The 18786-nt window shown below is 61.2% G+C and carries 14 protein-coding genes and 1 pseudogene; 7 read left to right on the plus strand and 8 right to left on the minus strand.

Annotated elements, in window-relative coordinates:
- Positions 1–60 precede the first annotated feature (60 nt).
- The 4 genes and pseudogenes from VSR34_RS21445 to VSR34_RS21460 form a co-directional block, all read left to right on the plus strand.
- Positions 61–678, plus strand: coding sequence for a TetR/AcrR family transcriptional regulator (locus tag VSR34_RS21445; protein ID WP_342963417.1), 618 nt, complete (start codon positions 61–63; stop codon positions 676–678).
- 79 nt (positions 679–757) lie between these two features.
- The gene (locus VSR34_RS21450; protein ID WP_342963418.1) at positions 758–1879 is read left to right on the plus strand and encodes an efflux RND transporter periplasmic adaptor subunit; all 1122 of its coding nucleotides are present in this window, start codon (positions 758–760) and stop codon (positions 1877–1879) included.
- A complete protein-coding gene (locus tag VSR34_RS21455; protein ID WP_342963419.1) occupies positions 1876–4974 on the plus strand; it encodes an efflux RND transporter permease subunit in 3099 nt (1032 codons plus the stop codon). The genes VSR34_RS21450 and VSR34_RS21455 overlap by 4 nt, the downstream gene beginning before the upstream one ends.
- A 1005-nt stretch (positions 4975–5979) precedes the next feature.
- Positions 5980–6156 (plus strand): annotated as a pseudogene (locus VSR34_RS21460) (porin); the annotation flags it as partial.
- 225 nt (positions 6157–6381) lie between these two features.
- Here the strand turns inward: VSR34_RS21460 and VSR34_RS21465 are convergent.
- Positions 6382–8163: a Rieske 2Fe-2S domain-containing protein gene (locus VSR34_RS21465; protein ID WP_342963420.1), complete on the minus strand. Its 1782-nt coding sequence runs from the start codon at positions 8161–8163 to the stop codon at positions 6382–6384.
- A 244-nt stretch (positions 8164–8407) separates the two neighbouring features.
- Complete coding sequence (locus VSR34_RS21470) at positions 8408–10000, minus strand: MDR family MFS transporter (RefSeq protein WP_342963421.1); 1593 nt, start codon at positions 9998–10000, stop codon at positions 8408–8410.
- A gap of 578 nt (positions 10001–10578) precedes the next feature.
- Between VSR34_RS21470 and VSR34_RS21475 the strand changes: the two genes are divergently transcribed.
- Positions 10579–11901, plus strand: coding sequence for a CoA transferase (locus VSR34_RS21475; RefSeq protein WP_342963422.1), 1323 nt, complete (start codon positions 10579–10581; stop codon positions 11899–11901).
- Positions 11902–11927: 26 nt separating this feature from the next.
- Entirely contained in the window at positions 11928–12902 is a 975-nt protein-coding gene (locus VSR34_RS21480; RefSeq protein WP_342963423.1) for a hydroxymethylglutaryl-CoA lyase, read from the plus strand.
- 574 nt (positions 12903–13476) lie between these two features.
- Here VSR34_RS21480 and VSR34_RS21485 read toward each other — a convergent pair.
- On the minus strand, positions 13477–13932 hold the full coding sequence (locus VSR34_RS21485; RefSeq protein WP_342963424.1) for a MaoC family dehydratase: 456 nt from the start codon (positions 13930–13932) through the stop codon (positions 13477–13479).
- Positions 13922–14215 carry a hypothetical protein gene (locus VSR34_RS21490; RefSeq protein WP_342963425.1) on the minus strand — a complete coding sequence of 98 codons (294 nt, stop codon included), beginning with the start codon at positions 14213–14215 and terminating at the stop codon, positions 13922–13924. The genes VSR34_RS21485 and VSR34_RS21490 overlap by 11 nt, the downstream gene beginning before the upstream one ends.
- Positions 14216–14710: 495 nt before the next feature.
- Between VSR34_RS21490 and VSR34_RS21495 the strand changes: the two genes are divergently transcribed.
- Complete coding sequence (locus VSR34_RS21495; protein WP_342963426.1) at positions 14711–15196, plus strand: MarR family winged helix-turn-helix transcriptional regulator; 486 nt, start codon at positions 14711–14713, stop codon at positions 15194–15196.
- Between the two features lie 160 nt (positions 15197–15356).
- Here VSR34_RS21495 and VSR34_RS21500 read toward each other — a convergent pair whose 3' ends face one another.
- From VSR34_RS21500 to VSR34_RS21515, 4 genes are all read right to left on the minus strand, one after another.
- A complete protein-coding gene (locus VSR34_RS21500) occupies positions 15357–16145 on the minus strand; it encodes an enoyl-CoA hydratase/isomerase family protein (protein ID WP_342963427.1) in 789 nt (262 codons plus the stop codon).
- 26 nt (positions 16146–16171) lie between these two features.
- Positions 16172–17065, minus strand: coding sequence for an alpha/beta hydrolase (locus VSR34_RS21505; RefSeq protein WP_342963428.1), 894 nt, complete (start codon positions 17063–17065; stop codon positions 16172–16174).
- A 154-nt stretch (positions 17066–17219) separates the two neighbouring features.
- Positions 17220–18146, minus strand: a complete 927-nt coding sequence (locus VSR34_RS21510; protein ID WP_342963429.1) for an alpha/beta hydrolase — start codon at positions 18144–18146, stop codon at positions 17220–17222.
- A 206-nt stretch (positions 18147–18352) separates the two neighbouring features.
- Positions 18353–18754, minus strand: a complete 402-nt coding sequence (locus VSR34_RS21515) for a tautomerase family protein (RefSeq protein ID WP_342963430.1) — start codon at positions 18752–18754, stop codon at positions 18353–18355.
- Positions 18755–18786: the final 32 nt, after the last annotated feature.

Here is an 18786-nt window from a genome sequence, read left to right on the forward strand (position 1 = left end):
GACCAATATACAATACGGTCACTGGTTGTCAATCACTCTTTGAGAAGTTAAGCTTGAGCCATGAACAAGCCCATTGCCTCCGCCCAGCCGTCCCGTGGTCCTTCGGACCATGAGGTTCGCGCCCAGATCGTCGACGCAGCGACCGAATATTTCACCCGCTACGGCTACGAAAAGACAACCGTTTCCGACCTTGCGAAGGAAATTGGTTTTTCGAAAGCCTACATTTACAAGTTTTTTGACTCGAAGCAGGCCATAGGCGAGGTGATCTGCGCGAATCGCCTGGCTGCCATCGTCGAGGCCGTGAGCGAAGCGGTGAGCGACGCCCACAGCGCAACCGAAAAATTCCGCCGTATGTTCAAGGCGTTACTGGCCTCCGGCAGCGCACTCTTCTTTCAGGATCGCAAGCTCTACGATATCGCCGCCGTTGCAGCGGGCTCGCCATGGCCTTCGGTCGCGGGCTACGAGGAGCAGATCCGGAAACTGCTCTCCGATATCGTGCTGCTCGGGCGCGAGACGGGCGAATTCGAGCGTAAGACGCCACTCGACGAAACGGTGAATGCGATCTTCCTCGTCATGAAGCCGTATTTCAGTCCGCTGCTCCTTCAATACAACCTCGACGCGGCTGACGAAGCGACGGCCCAACTGGCGAGCCTCGTGCTCAGAAGTCTGGCTCCCTAAAATTTCGCGTTGTGACTATTGACTGATTTGGTCACCAGGATCAGAATGAGGCCTCCTACTCGTCGCAAGGAGCGACCTCATGTTCCGGCACCGTTACATTGTCTACACCCTGAGCCTGGCATCGCTCGCGCTTGCGGCCTGCGGTGACAGCCATATCCCCGACGCGCGCACCGAAGCCCCGCTCGTGCGCACGGCCGTGGTCCATAGCGCCCCGGGGGCGAGCCGCTCCTTCACGGGGGTGGTCGGCGCCCGCGTGCAAAGCGATCTCGGGTTCCGGGTTCAGGGAAAAATCACCGAGCGTCTCGTCGATGCGGGGCAAACGGTCAAACGCGGCCAGCCCTTGATGCGCATCGACCCGATCGATCTCGGATTGCAGGCGCGCTCACAGCAGGAACTGGTCAGCGCCGCCCAGGCGCGGGCCACGCAGACGGCTGACGATGAGGCCCGCTACCGCGATCTCGTGGCGGCAGGTGCGGTGTCGGCGTCGACGTACGAGCAGCTCAAGGCGGCCGCCGATTCCGCCAGGGCGCAGCTTGTAGCGGCAAAGGCGCAGGCCGATCTCGCGAACAACGCGTCCGGCTACGCCGTGCTGCTGGCGGATGCGGACGGCGTGGTGGTCGAAACCCTGGCCGAGCCGGGTCAGGTCGTCGGCGCAGGCCAGATTGTCGTACGTCTTGCGCACGCAGGGCCGCGCGAAGCCGTTGTTCAGCTTCCCGAAACACTTCGGCCCGAGCCGGGCTCGGCTGCGCAGGCGACGCTCTACGGCGCCGGCAGCAAGAGCGTTCCCGCCACTTTGCGGCAGCTCTCGGACTCCGCCGATCGTCTGACGCGCACTTACGAGGCCAGGTATGTCCTCGGCGGCGCGCTTTCCGACGCTCCGCTTGGCGCCACGGTGACGCTCAACCTGCCAGGCGACGACGGACAGCGGCAGGCCGCGCTCGAGGTACCCGCAGGCGCGTTGCTCGATCCGGGAACCGGCACGGGCGTCTGGACGATCGAAGGATCGCCGGCGCACGCGTCCTGGCATAAGGTCCACGTCGCGGCACTCGGCAACGAGACGGCGACCGTGACCGGCGATCTCCGCGAAGGCGAGCAGGTCGTCGCGCTTGGGGCTCAGCTGCTTCACGACGGCGAAAAGGTGCGCCTCGCCAATGACGGCATGACCACGGCGTCGGTCACACGCGAAGGAGAGGCGCAATGAGCGGCTTCAATCTGTCGGCCCTCGCCGTTCGCGAGCGCTCCGTCACTCTCTTTCTCATCATTCTGATTTCCGTTGCGGGGATCGTCGCGTTCTTCAAGCTCGGGCGCGCGGAGGATCCGCCCTTTACCGTCAAGTCGATGACGGTCATCACGGCATGGCCCGGCGCTACCGCGCAGGAAATGCAGGAGCAGGTCGCCGAACCGCTCGAAAAGCGCATGCAGGAGCTGCGCTGGTATGACCGCACGGAAACCTATACCCGTCCTGGACTGGCATTCACCACGGTGACGTTCCTGGATAGCACGCCGCCTGCCGAGGTTCCGGAGCAGTTCTACCAGGCCCGCAAGAAGCTCTCCGACGAGGCAGCGAATCTGCCCCATGGCGTGATTGGTCCGCTCGTCAATGATGAGTACTCCGACGTAACGTTTGCGCTGTTCGCGCTGAAAGCGAAAGGGCAACCGGAGCGCTTGCTCGTGCGTGACGCCGAGGATCTGCGTCAGCGACTCCTCCACGTACCGGGCGTCAAAAAGATCAACATCGTCGGCGAGCAGGCCGAACGCATCTACATCTCGTTTTCGCACGACCGTCTTGCGACGCTCGGCGTGACGCCGCAAGACATCTTCGCGGCGCTCAACGGCCAGAACGTGCTGACACCGGCAGGTTCGATCGATACGGCTGGGGCGCAGGTCTTCATTCGTGTCGAGGGCGCCTTCGACAAGCTGCAGAAAATCCGCAACACCCCGATTGTCGTTCAGGGCCGCACGCTCAAGCTTTCGGACGTGGCAAGCGTCGAACGCGGGTACGAAGATCCGGCGACATTCCAGATCCGGAACAACGGTGAACCGGCGTTGCTCCTTGGCGTGGTCATGCGGGACGGCTGGAACGGTCTGAGCCTCGGCCAGGCGCTCGACAAGGAAGTCGCATCGATCAATTCGGGATTGCCGCTGGGTATGAGTCTTACGAAGGTGACCGACCAGGCCGTGAATATTCATTCGGCCATCGACGAATTCATGGTCAAGTTCTTCGTTGCCTTGCTCGTGGTGATGGTGGTGAGCTTCGTCAGCATGGGCTGGCGCGTCGGCATCGTGGTGTCGGCCGCGGTGCCGCTGACACTCGCGGGCGTGTTCGTCGTCATGGCTGCGACGGGCAAGAACTTCGACCGTATCACGCTTGGATCGTTGATTCTCGCGCTGGGCCTGCTGGTGGACGACGCCATCATCGCCATCGAGATGATGGTCGTGAAAATGGAGGAAGGCTACAGCCGGGTGCAGGCATCGGCTTACGCGTGGAGTCACACTGCCGCGCCGATGCTTTCGGGCACACTGGTCACCGTAGTCGGCTTCATGCCGAATGGCTTTGCCCACTCGACGGCTGGCGAATACACCAGCAACATGTTCTGGATCGTCGGCATCGCGCTGGTCACTTCATGGATCGTTGCGGTCGTCTTCACACCTTATCTGGGCGTCAAGCTGCTGCCCGATATTCCGAAGATCGAGGGTGGTCATGAGGCGATTTATAACACTCCGAACTATCAGCGTTTTCGCGAGTTCCTTGTGCGCGTGGTTCAGCGCAAGTGGATGGTCGCGGGTATCGTAGTCGGATCGTTCGTGGTCGCCGTGATGGGAATGAGTGTGGTGAAGAAGCAGTTCTTCCCGACTTCCGATCGGCCGGAAGTTCTGGTCGAAGTTCAGATGCCCTATGGCACCTCCATCGAACAAACCGCCGCGGGAACGAAAAAGGTCGAAGCCTGGCTCGCGAAGCAACCCGAAGCAAAAATCGTGACGTCGTACATCGGGCAGGGTGCGCCGCGATTCTATCTGGCGATGTCTCCCGAACTTCCCGATCCGTCGTTCGCAAAAATCGTGATACGCACGAATGACGAGAAAGAGCGGGAAGTGCTCAAATTGCGTTTGCGCAAGGCCATTGCGGAGGGTTTGCTGCCCGGCGCGCAGGTCCGCGTGACCCAGCTCGTGTTCGGTCCTTATTCGCCGTATCCCGTTGCCTTCCGCGTCATGGGCCCCGACCCGCAGAAGTTGCGCTCCATCGCCGCGCAGGTCGAGGGCGTCATGAATGCCAGCCAGATGATGCGAACGGTCAATACCGACTGGGGTCCGCTCGTTCCCACCATGCACTTCACGCTGGACCAGGATCGCCTCGGGGCAGTTGGATTGACGTCCAGTTCGGTCGCCCAGCAGTTGCAGTTTCTTCTGACCGGCATACCCATCACGAACGTACGCGAGGATATCCGTTCCGTGCAAGTGGTCGCGAGATCGGCGGGCGACACCCGGCTCGATCCGGAACGAATCAGCGGGTTCACCTTGATCGGTTCCGCCGGCCAGCGTGTGCCGCTGTCCCAGGTGGGGAAGGTCGATATCAGGATGGAGGATCCGATCCTTCGCCGTCGCGACCGCACGCCGACGATCACCGTTCGCGGCGACATTGCGGAGGGCTTGCAGCCGCCCGATGTATCGACGGCGATGCTGGCGAAGCTTCAGCCGGTGATTGCTCAGCTCCCGGACGGTTACCGGATCGAGGAGGCGGGGGCGATTGAAGAAGCTGGCAAGGCGACGAAGGCGCTCGTGCCACTCTTTCCGATCATGATCGCACTCACGCTGCTGATCATCATCTTCCAGACGCGGTCCATCCCGGCCACGATGATGGTGTTTGCGACCAGTCCGCTCGGGTTGATCGGCGTGGTTCCGACGCTGTTGCTGTTCAACCAGCCATTCGGGATCAACGCGCTGGTGGGGCTCATTGCGCTCTCCGGCATATTGATGCGCAATACGCTGATCCTGATTGGCCAGATCGAGCAGAATACGCGCGAAGGGATGACGCCTTTTCATGCGGTGGTGGAGGCGACCATCCAGCGCTCGAGACCGGTCATACTCACCGCGCTTGCGGCGATGCTCGCCTTCATCCCGCTTACGCACTCCGTGTTCTGGGGCACGCTGGCCTACACCCTGATTGGCGGCACCTTCGCGGGAACGATCATGACGCTCGTGTTCCTGCCCGCGATGTACGCCATCTGGTTCAAGATCAGGCCTGAAGCCGGCAAGGCTCCGGCCGCCCATGAGGAGAGCGAGAGCACGATCGCGTAGCCGCCCTCGCGTGCAATCACGGAACCTTGTGCTCGCTTGTCCGCGGAACGTGTTCAAACGTGCGGAGGCACTTTTTGAACTCGCCTCTTGTACAAAGAGCATGTTCCGGCGATGCGACGGTGAATGCGTCACCGTCGATATCATAAAGGGCGGTCAACAAGTGATAAGGCCACAGGATGCCGGACCTGCCGTGCGATGGGGTGATTAGTCTTTTGCTCTCCTGGACGCGGAGCGAGCCGGTCCTCAATTGGCAACCTGCATTCATCCGAATTTGACTGGCAGAGTTCGGTGCGTCAGGCGCTGGTAGTTCACGCGGATTGGAGACTGGACTCGCCGAAGTTCAAAGGCTAGCAGTGTTCGTCCAGTGCAGCCTCAAGGCTGCAGTACGCGACGCCACGTTCGACGTCGTCCCGCCAGCTTGGACGTGGACGACCCCCTTCGTCGCGAAAGTACATCACTCCTTTGAGGTCGAATTCGTGCGGAAGGTATTTATCAGACTGTGAGGTGCTCAGTTCGCTGAGGGAATAGGGGAGCCGACCGTGGTCCTTCTGGAACGCGAGAGCGGCCGATGCAGCGACGCGTAGTTCCCTTTGCGGCCAGTTCTTCTTCTGCTGGGAGACGCGTTCGCGTACGTGCTAGGAGATCACCATCGAAGCGAAGCCGGCGATGAGAGCGAAGGTGGCGATGACGACGTAATCGCGCGCGATTCTTGCTGCGGTTATTGACATGGGTTGTCTCCGGTTTCAGGGAATTGCATGTCAATATTTCTATCATGCGTCGCAGTCAAGGCAAGCAGCACGCGGTCGTACAACAGCACAGACTGGGATGCGATCCACAAGCCTCGCATACACAATAGCTTCAATGGATTGCCGGTTGGCCACGCGACCAGCGCGCCTGATGGTCACAGCGGGTGCGCGGTCCGCTAGTTGTCGTCGTCAACGTTGTCGAGGTCAGCGAAGGCTTCGCGCAGCAGCGCTTCCTGATCGGCAAAGCGCCGTTTGTCGCGTGGCCGACTACAACCTGTCGAAGCGCACGGATGTCTACCTGCAAGGCGCCTTCCAACTGGTCGCGGGCGACAGGACCGGCTCGTCGCTCGACCAGGCATACGTGCCCGGTGCGCAGGATCTTTCATCGACCTCGGGGCAGCTCGTTGTGCGTGCTGCCATGCGGCATAGCTTCTGAGTGCAGACGAAGAACGGTGAATCGATCCAGAACGAGTACAGCAACTGCGCGTAGCCCTTGTTCAGGCCGAACTCGGCGTCATCGGCGGCTACTCAATGATACGTTGGCCCGCGATGAACTGCATGAGGCCAAGCGGGCGGTTGGAGCCGGAGGGGCACAGATAGACCTTCACGACCGCCCATTTCTCAATCAAATCCGTTGTCACGACAGAGCCCTCACGCGCCGTCACGATGCTCCAGTTCCCTCATGAAGTTCGCCGCCTCGCATCAGACGCCGGGCGATGTCGGCCGTTTGCAGCGACCCGCGTTCAGTCGGCGAATGGGCCGCGAGATAGCGGACGACCGCAATAAGGACATGCCTCCCCTCGGCAGTATTGCCCCAGGCAGCAAACTGCCGGACGCCTGCCTCCAGCATCTGATAGGCATGGAAGCCCGCGTCCTCACGCAGCACCGCAAACGCGAGCGTGGAGATCAGCGCCTGTGGCGGATAGCCGAGCGTGAGATGGCGCGCCACCAGCCTTGCCGCAGGATCAACCTGTCGCTGCCGGTCGAAGGCGTCGAGCAAGGCGGTGCGGATCGCCTCGGCATCGGCAGGAAGGTCATCGAGTTGATCGTTGTCCTCGCCCGGGAAGCGGGCCGGTGGCACGTTCAGATAGCGGGCAAGGTAGAGCGCCATGGCTCCGTGCATTATGCTGCGCACGGCAGGGACGTAACCGTCGATGCCTGAGGTTCCGATCCGCTTTAGCATCTGGTGGACCGCGTTGGCATGGGTAAAGACGTGGTGCGCCGTCTCCCAGTCGGCGTGCTCGTTGGCGTTGCCGAAGCGGGCCACGCGTAGCGCCGCCCCATAAGCGAGGGATTGGCCGAGGTCAGCAGGGGCGGCGCCAGCGCGGATCGCCCCCTTCAGCGCATCAATGATCCTCGCTGGATCGTCTCCGAGCAGTTCCGAGGCGAGCGCCGCATGGTCCGACCAGCCTTGCAAGCCGCGCCCGGCAGCGAAAAGTTGCGCCATCTGGCTGGCTGATTCGTCACATAGCGCGACAAGATCAATGGGCTGCCGCCAGGCGGTTGATTCCTCTGCGCCGCGGGCGGCCACCATCTGAGCGACGATAGTAGGCAGCAAAGCTGACGCGTGCTCCCAGCCGATCAGGTCGAGGCACTCGAACGCCTTGTTGATGAAGTCGAGCGAATGACCGGTGTCGGCGAACGCCCGATCGGTCCCGGCCGAAAGAAGGGCATCGGCGAGCATGGCGGGTGAGGCACCAGCAGAAATCGCCGTCAATAGCGTGCGCTCGGCTGCCTCGCGATGGCGCACGTTGGTCCAAAGGCGCAGCCAGCGCTTGAGCGCGGCTGGCTCCGGCCGGCTTCCAAGCGACGCCCGTTCCCGCCGCGGCGCCTTGCCCTCGCAGTCCGCCGCCACACGGCTTGCGCCGTGGAACAGGGCGAGATAGGCGTCGTCCGCTGGCAGCGCGGGCAACAGATTGGCGAGCGCGGTTAGTATCGTGAGACCGACGCCCCAGCCGTCACGGTTTTGCGCCCCGAACAGCGTCACCTGCTGCACGACATCGACCGCTGGTACGTCGGCCGCGAGCTGACCATACACGGCTTTGGCGATGACGAGTCCGAGGTCGTGTGCGAGGCCGTCCGCAAGCCGCTGATGCCAGTGCGCCGCGGGATCTGAATGACGAAACGTTGTCGCCACCCAGACGTCGCCATTGCGCACCTCGACCGCGTAGCTCGGTACATCGTCCGCCCAAAGGTCGAAGGTGCAGCCGCTTTCCAGATCGAAGCGGGCGTGGTGCCAATGACAGGTCAAGATGCCGTCCTCGACAGTGCCCCGCTCGAGCGGGAAGCCCATGTGGGGGCAACGATTGTCGAAGGCGAAGACCCGCCCTCGGTCGTGGATTACAAGAATCGGTCGATGGCCCCCTTGCACAACGAGCCGCCCTTTCGCCTTCAGCTCTTCAAGGCACCCAACGAGCACGAATTCGTTATTCGGCGCGTCCATGCGCATACCTCCTGCACTGGCTCCTTAAGGGACGTCGTAGCTACTTCCGTCCCCTTGTTGAGATAAGGATACTCTTATGCAAGATACGAAAGGCATTGGGCGTGAATGTGCACCGTCTCAGTTGCAGCGCCCCACTGGCGAGGCGGTTACAGGGTTGCGTTCCTGGTATTGAGGATCGACAAAGATCTTTGCGCGGCACGTCGCAATATCCGGCTTTCACCGTCCACACGGTGATATCTAATCGTCATCCTTTTTGCGGCCGTGCCTCGAGATAGCCGACCTGTACCGGCGGCACGAACCACGCGAGACACAGGCCGACCATCGCAGCCACGGCAGCCACGATGAGGCCCATGTGGATCGAATCCACGAGCGCGCTGCGCGCCGAGCTCATCATTGCGTCGCCGGCGTGGCCGGCACTCACGAGGCGATTGATGAGCGCGGCCTGGTCGGCGCGGTCCACGAGCAGTTCGGGACTCGCAAACGACTTGAACCACTGCGCCGCCTGATACGAGTCCAGCGAACGATTCACGCTGATCGTGTAAAGGTGCCCGAGCAACGCGCCTGTCATCACTGTGCCCAGCATGCCGCCAAATGTGCGCAGCGACTGCAGCAATGCGGTGGCGGCGCCGACATGGTCTCGCGAGACGATCTGCTGCGAGCAGACCGTGAGGCTCGTGCCTACGAGGCCCAGCCCCAGGCCGCTCGCGCCCATACACGCCATCCACACGAGGTGCGGCTCGTTGCCTCGCAGAACGACCACCGCGAGGCTCGCAAAAGCACACAACGCGAAGCCGACGTAGAGGACCGCATTGGCGCGCCGGATGCGCGTGACCACGCGGTTGTTGATGAAGCTTCCGACCGTCGTGCCGAGCAGCAGCGGCGTGATCAGCATGCCAGAGGCCCGCGGAGACATCGCATAGCCGCCCTGGAGCAGCAGCGGCACGTAGAAAACCAGAGAGAACAACGCGAACCCACCGAGCACTGACATTGCAAAAAGCGCACCGAGCTTGCGGTCGAGCAACATGTCCACGGGGATGATCGGATATCCCATGCGCTTTTCCCAGAAAAAAAGCGTCAGCGAACAGACCAGCACGATCACAGCCAGCACGATCGTCGAATCCGTCCATCCTTGCCTCGGCACGAGTTCGATCGCTAGCTGTAGCGCGCCGAACGTGACGGCGACGACGAATGCGCCGAGCCAGTCGAGACGCAGCCGCGCGCCGTCGCGGGCATGGCGCAGATGCGGAAGGAAAGTGCGCACGAAGTAGAGCGCCGCTACACCTATCGGTACGTTGACGAAGAACACGAGTCGCCAGCTTCCGTGCTGGGTCAGCATGCCGCCGAGCGTTGGCCCGACCGTGTTCGCAAGGCCAAACGCCGAGGTGACGAACACCAGCCAACGCAGGCGTAGCCTCGGGTCGGGAAACAGGTCAGCGACGGTCGCGAACACCGTTCCCAGCATGATGCCGCCACCGATTCCCTGAAGGCCGCGCGCGAGCACGAGAAACAGCATGTTGGTCGCCACCCCGCAGAGCACCGATGCGAGGGTGAAGACAAGGATGGCGGCCAGCATGAAGGGCTTGCGACCGAACAGATCGCCAAGACGCCCGAAAATCGGAATTGTGATGACCGATGCAAGCATGTAGGCCGTCGCGACCCATGCATAGAGCTCGAAACCCTTAAGCTCCGCGACGATGCGCGGCATCGCGGTGCCAACGATGGTCTGGTCGAGCGCGATCAGCATCGAAACCGACGCGACTCCGAGCATCGCCAATATCGACTCGCGAAACGGCAGCAGTTGCCGTCCTTGATCGTGAAGATCATTGCCGGTGGCCATGAAGCGCTCCTTGCCGCTGTGAAGCGGCTGATCTGCTGTGCGGCGTCCGGCTTGGGCAAACCGGGCGGGCGTGTGCAACCTCCATGCGATGTGCAGTGATGGTACGCCTGCAAACGCCAATGTGACGGCAGAATCACGGGTGTTCGGGTCCGAAAGCGAGCTGGAGCCGACGCTGCGTCCTTGCGAGGGCGTCGATGAACGGCTGTACGTGGCCGACTCTACTCATTCACGAAGGTAGTCCGAAAGCTGCCTTCGACGATTTCAACGTCCGGTCTGTGGAGACTCGTCGAACCGGTGCTCTCGGCCACGACCTGCCGTCCGGCGTGCCAGGGAACCTTCCGTTCGAACGGCTGCATTGCTTCGGAAACCTACGGACGAGTCACGCGCACAAGTCGGCCTTCGTCGACATTCGCGTATGGGTCAAAGATTCAATCAGCGCGGACAGAGAAGGTCACGCAAGAATAGCGTGCACCTCGTACCATTTGACCAGACGGATATGAACAAGGGTCAAATCGTCGCGATCGGGCTCGGCTCCCGGATAGTGCAATGCATGCGAAGCATAGGAAGACTGCTCGCGCATGGCACTTCCCGAACGGTTGGGAAAGCGCTACGCTCAAATTTCATCTCGAGCGAACTCACGGATGTCGCCCAAGGAACACCAATCCGAATTGCAGCCGCTGCATCGCCGGTGGTTGGCATCGATTGCGAGAATCCCTCGAGGTGGCATCGCGATGGCGCTGCTGCTGCGCGTGGTGCTTTTCAGTTCCGTGGTCACATTGATCCTGACTGTCCTGCAGTTGACCTTGAGCTACCGCAGCGAGCGGGCGAATCTCGAGAGCCGGTTTGGCGAGATTGATCAGGCCACGTCGCGCAGCCTGGGCGAGAGCTTGTGGGCAATGGACTCAGAGCAACTCAAGGTGCAGCTCGATGGAATATTGCGCCTGCCCTCCATTCGCGCAGTGCAGGTGCGGGAGACGCTTTCGCCCGCCGACGTCTTCACGATTTCTCGCGGCGAGCGGCCCGCCTCCGCTGCCGTGGCGAAGGAGTTCACGCTGGTCTGCTGCGGTGCACACCCGGAGAACATCGGCGTGTTGCGCATCGAGGCCACCCTTACAGACATCTACCGCGATCTGGCGGCGCAGGCTCTGGTCATTCTCTTGAGCAACGCCGCCAAAACATTCCTGGTCGCGTTCTTCATCAGTCTTGGTGACTCGCTGTCGTCCCTGCACGGCGTCATGGGCACGATGTTCGCGCTCTACCACCGGGACGTCCATGGCGGCAAGGGCCAATACATTGACGTGGCACTTTACGAGTCGGTGTTCAACGTTATGGAGAGCCTGATCCCTGAGCAAGATCTCATGGGTCATACCCGTGAGCGCACGGGAAGTTCTTTGCCTGGCATCGCGCCAACGAATGCCTACCGCTGCAACGACGGCAACCACGTGCTGGTGGCGGGCAACGGCGACGGCATCTTCCGTCGCCTGATGAAGTCGATCGAGCGGGATGACCTGGTCAACGACCCCCGGTTTGAGCACAACGATGGTCGGGTCGCCGGCGTTCAGGAAATCGACGGCGCCATCGAGGCGTGGACGTCCGTTCGCTCCCAAGAGGAGGTATTGGCCGTGCTGTCGAAGGCAGGTGTTCCGGCAGGGAAGATCTATTCAGCGGCGGACATCATGAGCGATCCTCACTACGAGGCGCGCGAGATGATCCATGACATAGAAACGAAGGACGGAACGCGTATGAAGGTGCCCGGCGTCGTCCCGAAACTGAGCGGGACACCCGGCCAGATCCGCGAGTCCGCGCCCGCGCTCGGTGAGCATACTTTCGCAGTGTTACGCGACCTCGGCCTGAGCGCTGGGGAGCTTGATGACTTGCGCGAGCAGCACGTGATTGCCTGAGGCTCCCCAGTCAACGGAGAAATCGAATGCAGCACGGAAATAATCAGCGGGTCTACATTCAGGACGTCGCAGTGCGCGACGGATTCCAGATCGAGCCCGAATTCATCCCTACCAGCGAGAAGATCGGTCTGATCGATACGTTGAGCCGAACTGGGCTCGCGAAGATTGAGGTCACTTCGTTCACATCGCCCAAAGCCATTCCTGCGCTTGCGGACGCCGAGGCTGTCATGCAGGGCATCGAGCGTGTCCCTGGCGTGATCTACACCGTACTTGTGCCCAACGTGCGCGGCGCCGAGCGCGCACTGGCCTGCCGTGCCGACGAACTCAACATCGTCATGTCGATGAGCGAGACGCACAACTTGACCAACCTGCGGATGAAGCGAGAGCAGTCGTTCTCACAGCTCGCTGAGGTCATCGAGTTTGCACGCCCGACCGGCGTGGCCTTGAACGTGTCGCTGTCGTGCGCCTTCGGCTGCCCGATGGAAGGTGTCGTCGAGCAAGACGAGGTGTTTGGCTGGGCGCATCGCTTTGTCGATCTCGGCGTCGACGGCATCACGCTTTGCGACACTACCGGGATGGCGCATCCCACCCAGGTGCAGGTTATGTGCACTGCTTTCAAGCAAGGCTGGCCGAGCACTGAACTCACGCTGCATTTTCACAATACGCGTGGCATGGGACTCGCCAACGCGATAGCCGCGCTGGAGGCCGGTGTGGATCGCTTCGACGCCTCGTTGGGAGGGTTGGGCGGCTGTCCTTACGCGCCCGGCGCGACGGGAAATATCTGCACCGAAGATCTGACGCACATGCTGGCTCTCAGCGGATACGACACCAATGTGGATCTGGACCTCCTGATCGCCTGTGGTCGTCGCCTCCCGGCTATGGTCGGTCACGATGTGCCGGGCCAAGTCGGCAAGGCCGGCAAGGTTTCGGATCTGCATTCCGTACCGCAGTGGCTGCCCGAAATCAAGGCTCGCGCAGACGCCAAGTTGGCGCTCGCCTGAGGAGGCAGTCCTGTGTCCGCCCCCCCACTTCGGCTCTGCCCCTGCCGCGTATCCTGCTCACTCGCCGCTGGCCAGCGGCAGTGGAACGAAACCTCGCGCAATTGTTCGATGTCGTGCTGAATCACGACGATCTGCCGCTCGGTCGCGTGCGACTTAAGGATGCGATGACGAAATTGTGCTTCGCGCAACGATAGACCCAACTTTGCTTGCCTGAGCGCACGCTCACACTAGAGTGTTTTTGGTCGCCCGGCCGTCCACTGGTATGACATACGCGGCGAAAGTTGTAGGTCGAAATGCGCCGGCGCGAGGCGCCAGCGCGAACCGCTCCCGGTCGTGCTGGCGTGCGTGGCGTTCATGACGCCTGGCAATTGGCTCCGTCGATCTGACCACGCTCAAGCGGTCGCTGGAGACAGTGGCCCGCGTGGTGGCCGAACATACCTGCTAAACGGCACAAACGACTGCGGAGTATGCCAGGCAAGTTTCCGATCCGGAGCGGCCGTTAGAAGGGACATTTTGCGAACGCGCGAACGACAGGTCCTCGGCCGACTGCGTTCCCGGGGTGCGCTGTCGAAGCTCAGGCGCTGTAACCGCGTCTGAACGCGACAAGGCGGGCGACCGATCGCTGACAAAGTTCGCCCCGCTGATTCAGCGTGTCGCTCTGCACCGTCACGATCCCACGGTCTGCCTTCGACCTGGAGGGTGTGATTTCCATTATCGTGCTAACGACATGCAGGACGTCGTCTGGACGGGTCGGACGAGGCCATGACAGCTCGCTTCCGGCACCTATCACTCCGCCCGCTAACGGCAAGCTCTCCACGAGGAGTTTCATGGTGATCGCCGCAGTGTGCCAGCCGCTTGCAGCGAGCCCGGCAAAAAACGTTTCCCGCGCCGCATCCTCGTCCAGATGAAACGGTTGTGGGTCGAATCGCTGGGCGAACTCGCGGATCTGCGCGGCGTCGAGCCGGTGCTCCAGGCTTTTGTACACCGAGCCCGGTGTGAGATCTTCGAGATAGATCAGTTCAGCTTTCATGCGACAACTCCGGTAAAAGCCGTGATTTGGCGCAGTCTGTGACGGGGCATCCGGCTGCCAGCGCCGAAGCGGTGTCTCCACCGGCGACCGAATAGGCGATGGGGAAATTGCTCGTTGCACTGAGCTGACCGCGGAACTGCCGTGCCAGCGCAATCAGCTGCTCGACGTCGGCAACGCGAACGAGCAACGACGTGGGGCCGAACACTTCTTCGGAAAGCGAAGCGTCTGCAAGCATGTGTTTCCCGTCAACTTCGAAAAGGAGTGACTGGCCGTCCCAGGGCATGCCGCAGGCTCGCTTGCATCGGCCGGGACCGAGAACGTGTGCACCGAGCCGCCCGGCTCGATCGGGTTGCTGGGGGGCTGGTTCATGGGAATCGTCGTCGGCACCGCCCTTGCAGCCTCGCAGGGCCCCACGCCAGTGTACACGCTCCATGTCGGCAATGCGGCCTTCACGAAGGCAGGAGCGCCATTCCGGCATTCCTGTCGCGGCAAATTTCGACTTTCCTTGCCCCAATCCGGGCGCGGGCGCAACTGCATGTAGCCTGGTGTCTTGATTTGAAAATTCAAACCCGCCGCCGCGACGACCTCGCGGTTCGGTCCGGCAGTAGGCAATTGCAAGAGGTACCTGGTGTGAGATAGAAGGCGTTCGCAGCAGATTGGGACGTCAGGCAGGGCAGTGGAGTGCCCGAAGCGCTTGCGCTCGTTCCGCCGCTATGGGAAACGCGCAGATACGCATATACTGGAACGCGGCCATTCCTGATTATGTTCGGAGCATTCGATGCCCAAAAATACGGTAGATATCCCCGAGGGTCGTTGCAATTGCCTGGCGGTACGTCAAGCAGCCCGATACCTGACGGCCGTTTACGACCAAGCGCTCAGCCGGGCGGGCATCCGTGCGACTCAATTCTCCATTTTGCATAAGCTGCTGGCCGGCGGCCCTCTCGCCATCGGCGAGCTGGCGGCAGCTATCGCGATGGACCGCACCACATTGGCGACCAATCTAAAGTTGCTCGAGCGGAATGGACTGATTGATATGGTGGCGGGCGAAGACCGGCGCGTGAAGATTGCTGTGCTGACGAAAGCGGGAGCGGCAAGATATCACACCGCTCTGCCGCATTGGCAAGCCGTTCAGAGTCAGTTTGAAGGTCGCTACGGGGAGAGGCGGGCCGAGAATTTGCGTAAGTCGCTACGCGAAGTGCTTCAGAGCGGTTTCGAGCCTTGGGCGGAGGCCGAAGGGAATGGCGAAGTTCAGGAGACGAACTGAACGGTGAAGGTAACCGCGCCTCCAAGGTTGGATGGACGAGCGGCCGCCCGATGACGTGAACGACCCTGCGGGTGAAATGTAGCCCATCCAGTGGGGAGAAGCCTGTTCGAACCGATATCAGAACGCGCTCCGGTCCCACGTTTTTCGGGGACGTTGGCAACTAGCGCCCTTTAAATTCCAGCACAGGGCGCATGCGCCCGGCGACGAGGGCGTCAACCGCGGATTGGATCCCTCGTTGCGCATCCTCAGTTTCGAACAGAGGCATGGCCATGTCCAACATGGCGTCGTCCGCGGCCGCCACCCCACCAATAGCCCAGGCGCGCAGAAGCGCCTTATGCGCCGCGTATGCGCGGGTAGGCCCACGTGCGGCCTTTTGCGCAAAGGCCATCGCTTCATCCAGAAGTCTATCCTCCGCTACCACACGGTTGACGACGCCGAAGTGTGCCATGGTGGCGGCAGGAACTCTTTCGGAAGTGATGGCCCATTCGGACGCGCGCGAACGTCCTGCCCGTTCGGCAATACGGTACACGCCGCCAAGCACCGTGACAATGCCAAGCGACTGCTCCGGATGCCCGAACGTGGCGGACTCAGCGGCGAAGATCAGGTCCGCACGTAGCGCCAACTCGAGGCCGCCGCCGAAGCACAAGCCGTGCACCGCAGCGATCACCGGTAAGGGAAGTCTCTCGAAGCGGTTGAATACCGACATGTAGTATGCGAAGCGTGCACGAAGCTGGTGGACGTCCGCATCTGGCCAAGTCAGTATGTCGCCTCCAAAAGAGAAGTCGTTTCCCTCGCTCCGGACAATTGCGACTCGCGCGTCGCTGCTTTCTATTGCCGTTACTGCGGCGGCGAGCTCGTCGACCATCTGGTCGTCGATGCGATTCTGAGGCGGCCGATCCAGAATAATGGTGGCAATGCCATCGGCGATATTGACAGTCAGGTGACTCATGGTGCACTCCTTATCGATGGCAGGAATCATCCCAAGTGCAGCCCAAACCACTCAATTGCAGCACCGCTGGACTCTTTAAACATCGACTGATACGGATCGAAGTGTCCGCCCTCGATGGTCACCAGACGTTTCGGTTGCAGTGCACGCTCGTATGCGGCAAGCTCGAGATCGGTCAGCGTGATGGTGTCGTGGGTGGCCACGATCATCATAATCGGAGTCGGCGAAACGCGGGCAATCCATTGTCCCGGCTCATACATCCGAGCCGCGCGCGTGGACCGGACAGTGACGTTGTTCTGCCATGCCCCCTCGGGCAGGGGTTGAGTATAGAAGTCGATGGCATCCTTCGCGCGATAAGACGCCGGAGTGCCGGGGTCCGCGCTGACGATCGCCTGCCGGCGAGGAGGTTCGCCGCGCAATTGCGCGCGGTCGTCTTCCGCAAATGCTTCTTCTATTGCACCTACATTTTCAGGGGCAATCCGGCGCTTGCCCTGTTCATAGCCGCTAATGGTTGGAACCTGAGAAACGATGCAACGCAGGCGCCTGTCGGTCGCGCCGAGCACTATCGCGTGTCCGCCAGCGTAGCTTGTGCCCCACAGGCCAATACGCTTCGGGTCTACAACGTCAAGCGTCTCGAGATAGCTGATTGCATGTCGCCAGTCGGCAATTTGGCGCCACGGATCAATGTCATGGCGAGGCGAGCCCTCGCTCGTGCCGAAGCCGCGGTGGTCGTGCAGGAGTACTACGAATCCCACCTCTGCGAAGGCTTTCGCATAAGGTTCGAGACCGTGTTCTTTCACGCCCGCGTAGCCATGCGCCATTGTAATGGCCGGTCGGCGTCCTTCTCCAGGCGGCACGAACAGCCAGCCGCGAAGCTTTACGTTGCCATCAACCTCAAATTCCACATCAGTACGTTTCACCATTTCAAATCTCCTGAGGATAATGGCTCATCTAGCGGACAGGTAGAAAAGACTGGCGTCTACCTTGCCTGCCAGTCGGCTCCCGAGTTCCGACGAGAACTTCAACGCGCTACATAGCGGGCGATGGTGAATAGCGGCGCGGACGATCTCTCCTGTTTCATTCTTCGTGAGGATCCGCACCTGATACCGGCATTGCGAGAACGGTCGCTTCGAGCACAACGTCCGCCGCGAATGAATCGCCAAAGGTATCCGCAGACTTCTGCTCGAAGGCACGGGTCCACCCTTGCCCGGCGACGCCGGCTTTCACGGACTGGTCGACAGTGGCCATGAATGCACCGAGAATCGTCGCGACGGACGCCGGTTGCTCGACATGCGGCCAGTGACCCGCCCGTTCGACGACAACCGTTTCCGGGTGGCTGAAATGCGGAGCCACGGACGAAGAAATCATTTCCGCATTGACAAAGGCGTCATCCTCACCCCGGACAATTAGGACGGGGCCGTTGTAACGCGTGGGCTGGGCGCCCAGCGGATGGCCTCGGTTCCAGATGTCTGCGAATACTCCGGCATTTGCCGCTTTGACCCGGTCGCCGATCCGAGCGATCTCCTCAAGGCGATCGTCGTCTAGTCGGACCGAAAGCTGACGACGAAGCTCACGCTGCGCGGCCGGATTTCCGCCAAGCGCGTGAAAGCTTTGCATAACCTCGTCTGGCAGACCAGTACCCCGCAAGGGTACCGGCGTAAGCAATGCGAGGGCGCACACTTGTGATCCCAATGCGTTTGCAGCCAGTTCCGCAACTTGGGCACCCATGCTATGCCCAACAAGAATTACCGGCCGCCTTAGTGCGCCTACGCGCTTGACGACGTCTTCGGCGAAGCGATCGAGACTGTACGGACCGTCGTCGTCGACGCGATTGCCCATACCTGGAAGGTCAACACAGAGCGCATCGTCGGCCCTTTCTCCGAGCGCGGCTACGGTAGCGTCCCACGTGGCAGCTCCGTCGAGGAACCCGTGAATGAAAACAAAGGCGGGTTCAAGCACCGGAAAGCCGTGCGGTGTCACACCATTTTGAGCATGCGAATTCATGGATCTTCCTGGTTATGCGGTTCAAATTTCAGTGCGTGGAGCCCGAGGCAAGTACGGCGCGAAATCAGACAGAGGATTGGAGCGAGGGATAAAGGTCGGGATTCGCAATGTCGACGCTATCGAAACCCGCAGCATTCGCGTTTTCCGCGCCCTTTCCTTTAGGGCCTAATAACGAGTCCTGGCCGCCCTTTCAATTGCTGTAGGAATCACCATTTCGGCGCAACGTCCGCAAGTTGCGCAACGCCACGGCCGAACGAAAAATTCTCGTTCGGCACCGGGACAAGCGCGATGAAAACGTCGTCGGGTGAAATGCCGACATCCCTTTCAAGCAGGCGCGTGATGGCGGCCAACAACGCCTGCTTATCCGCGGTGGGGCGATGGGCACCGACGAGCACTGTGATAATCATCGCATTGGCCGTCCGGTGCATATCCATGAAAGCAGGATCGATGAAGAGTTCATCTTCGCCGTGCTCGCTGAGCATTACGAAGCGATCCCCGCGAGGAATGTTCAGCGATTCGACGAGCGACTGATTTAGCGCGTTACCGAGCGCAATCTTCTGCTCTCTGGAAAACCGACCCTTGGGGATATGTGCGTGAAATACAGGCATTTTGGTGCTCCGTTTGCGTTGAAAGATCGCGC

The organism is Paraburkholderia sp. JHI2823 (assembly GCF_038900695.1).
In the GTDB taxonomy this organism is placed as follows: domain Bacteria; phylum Pseudomonadota; class Gammaproteobacteria; order Burkholderiales; family Burkholderiaceae; genus Paraburkholderia; species Paraburkholderia mimosarum.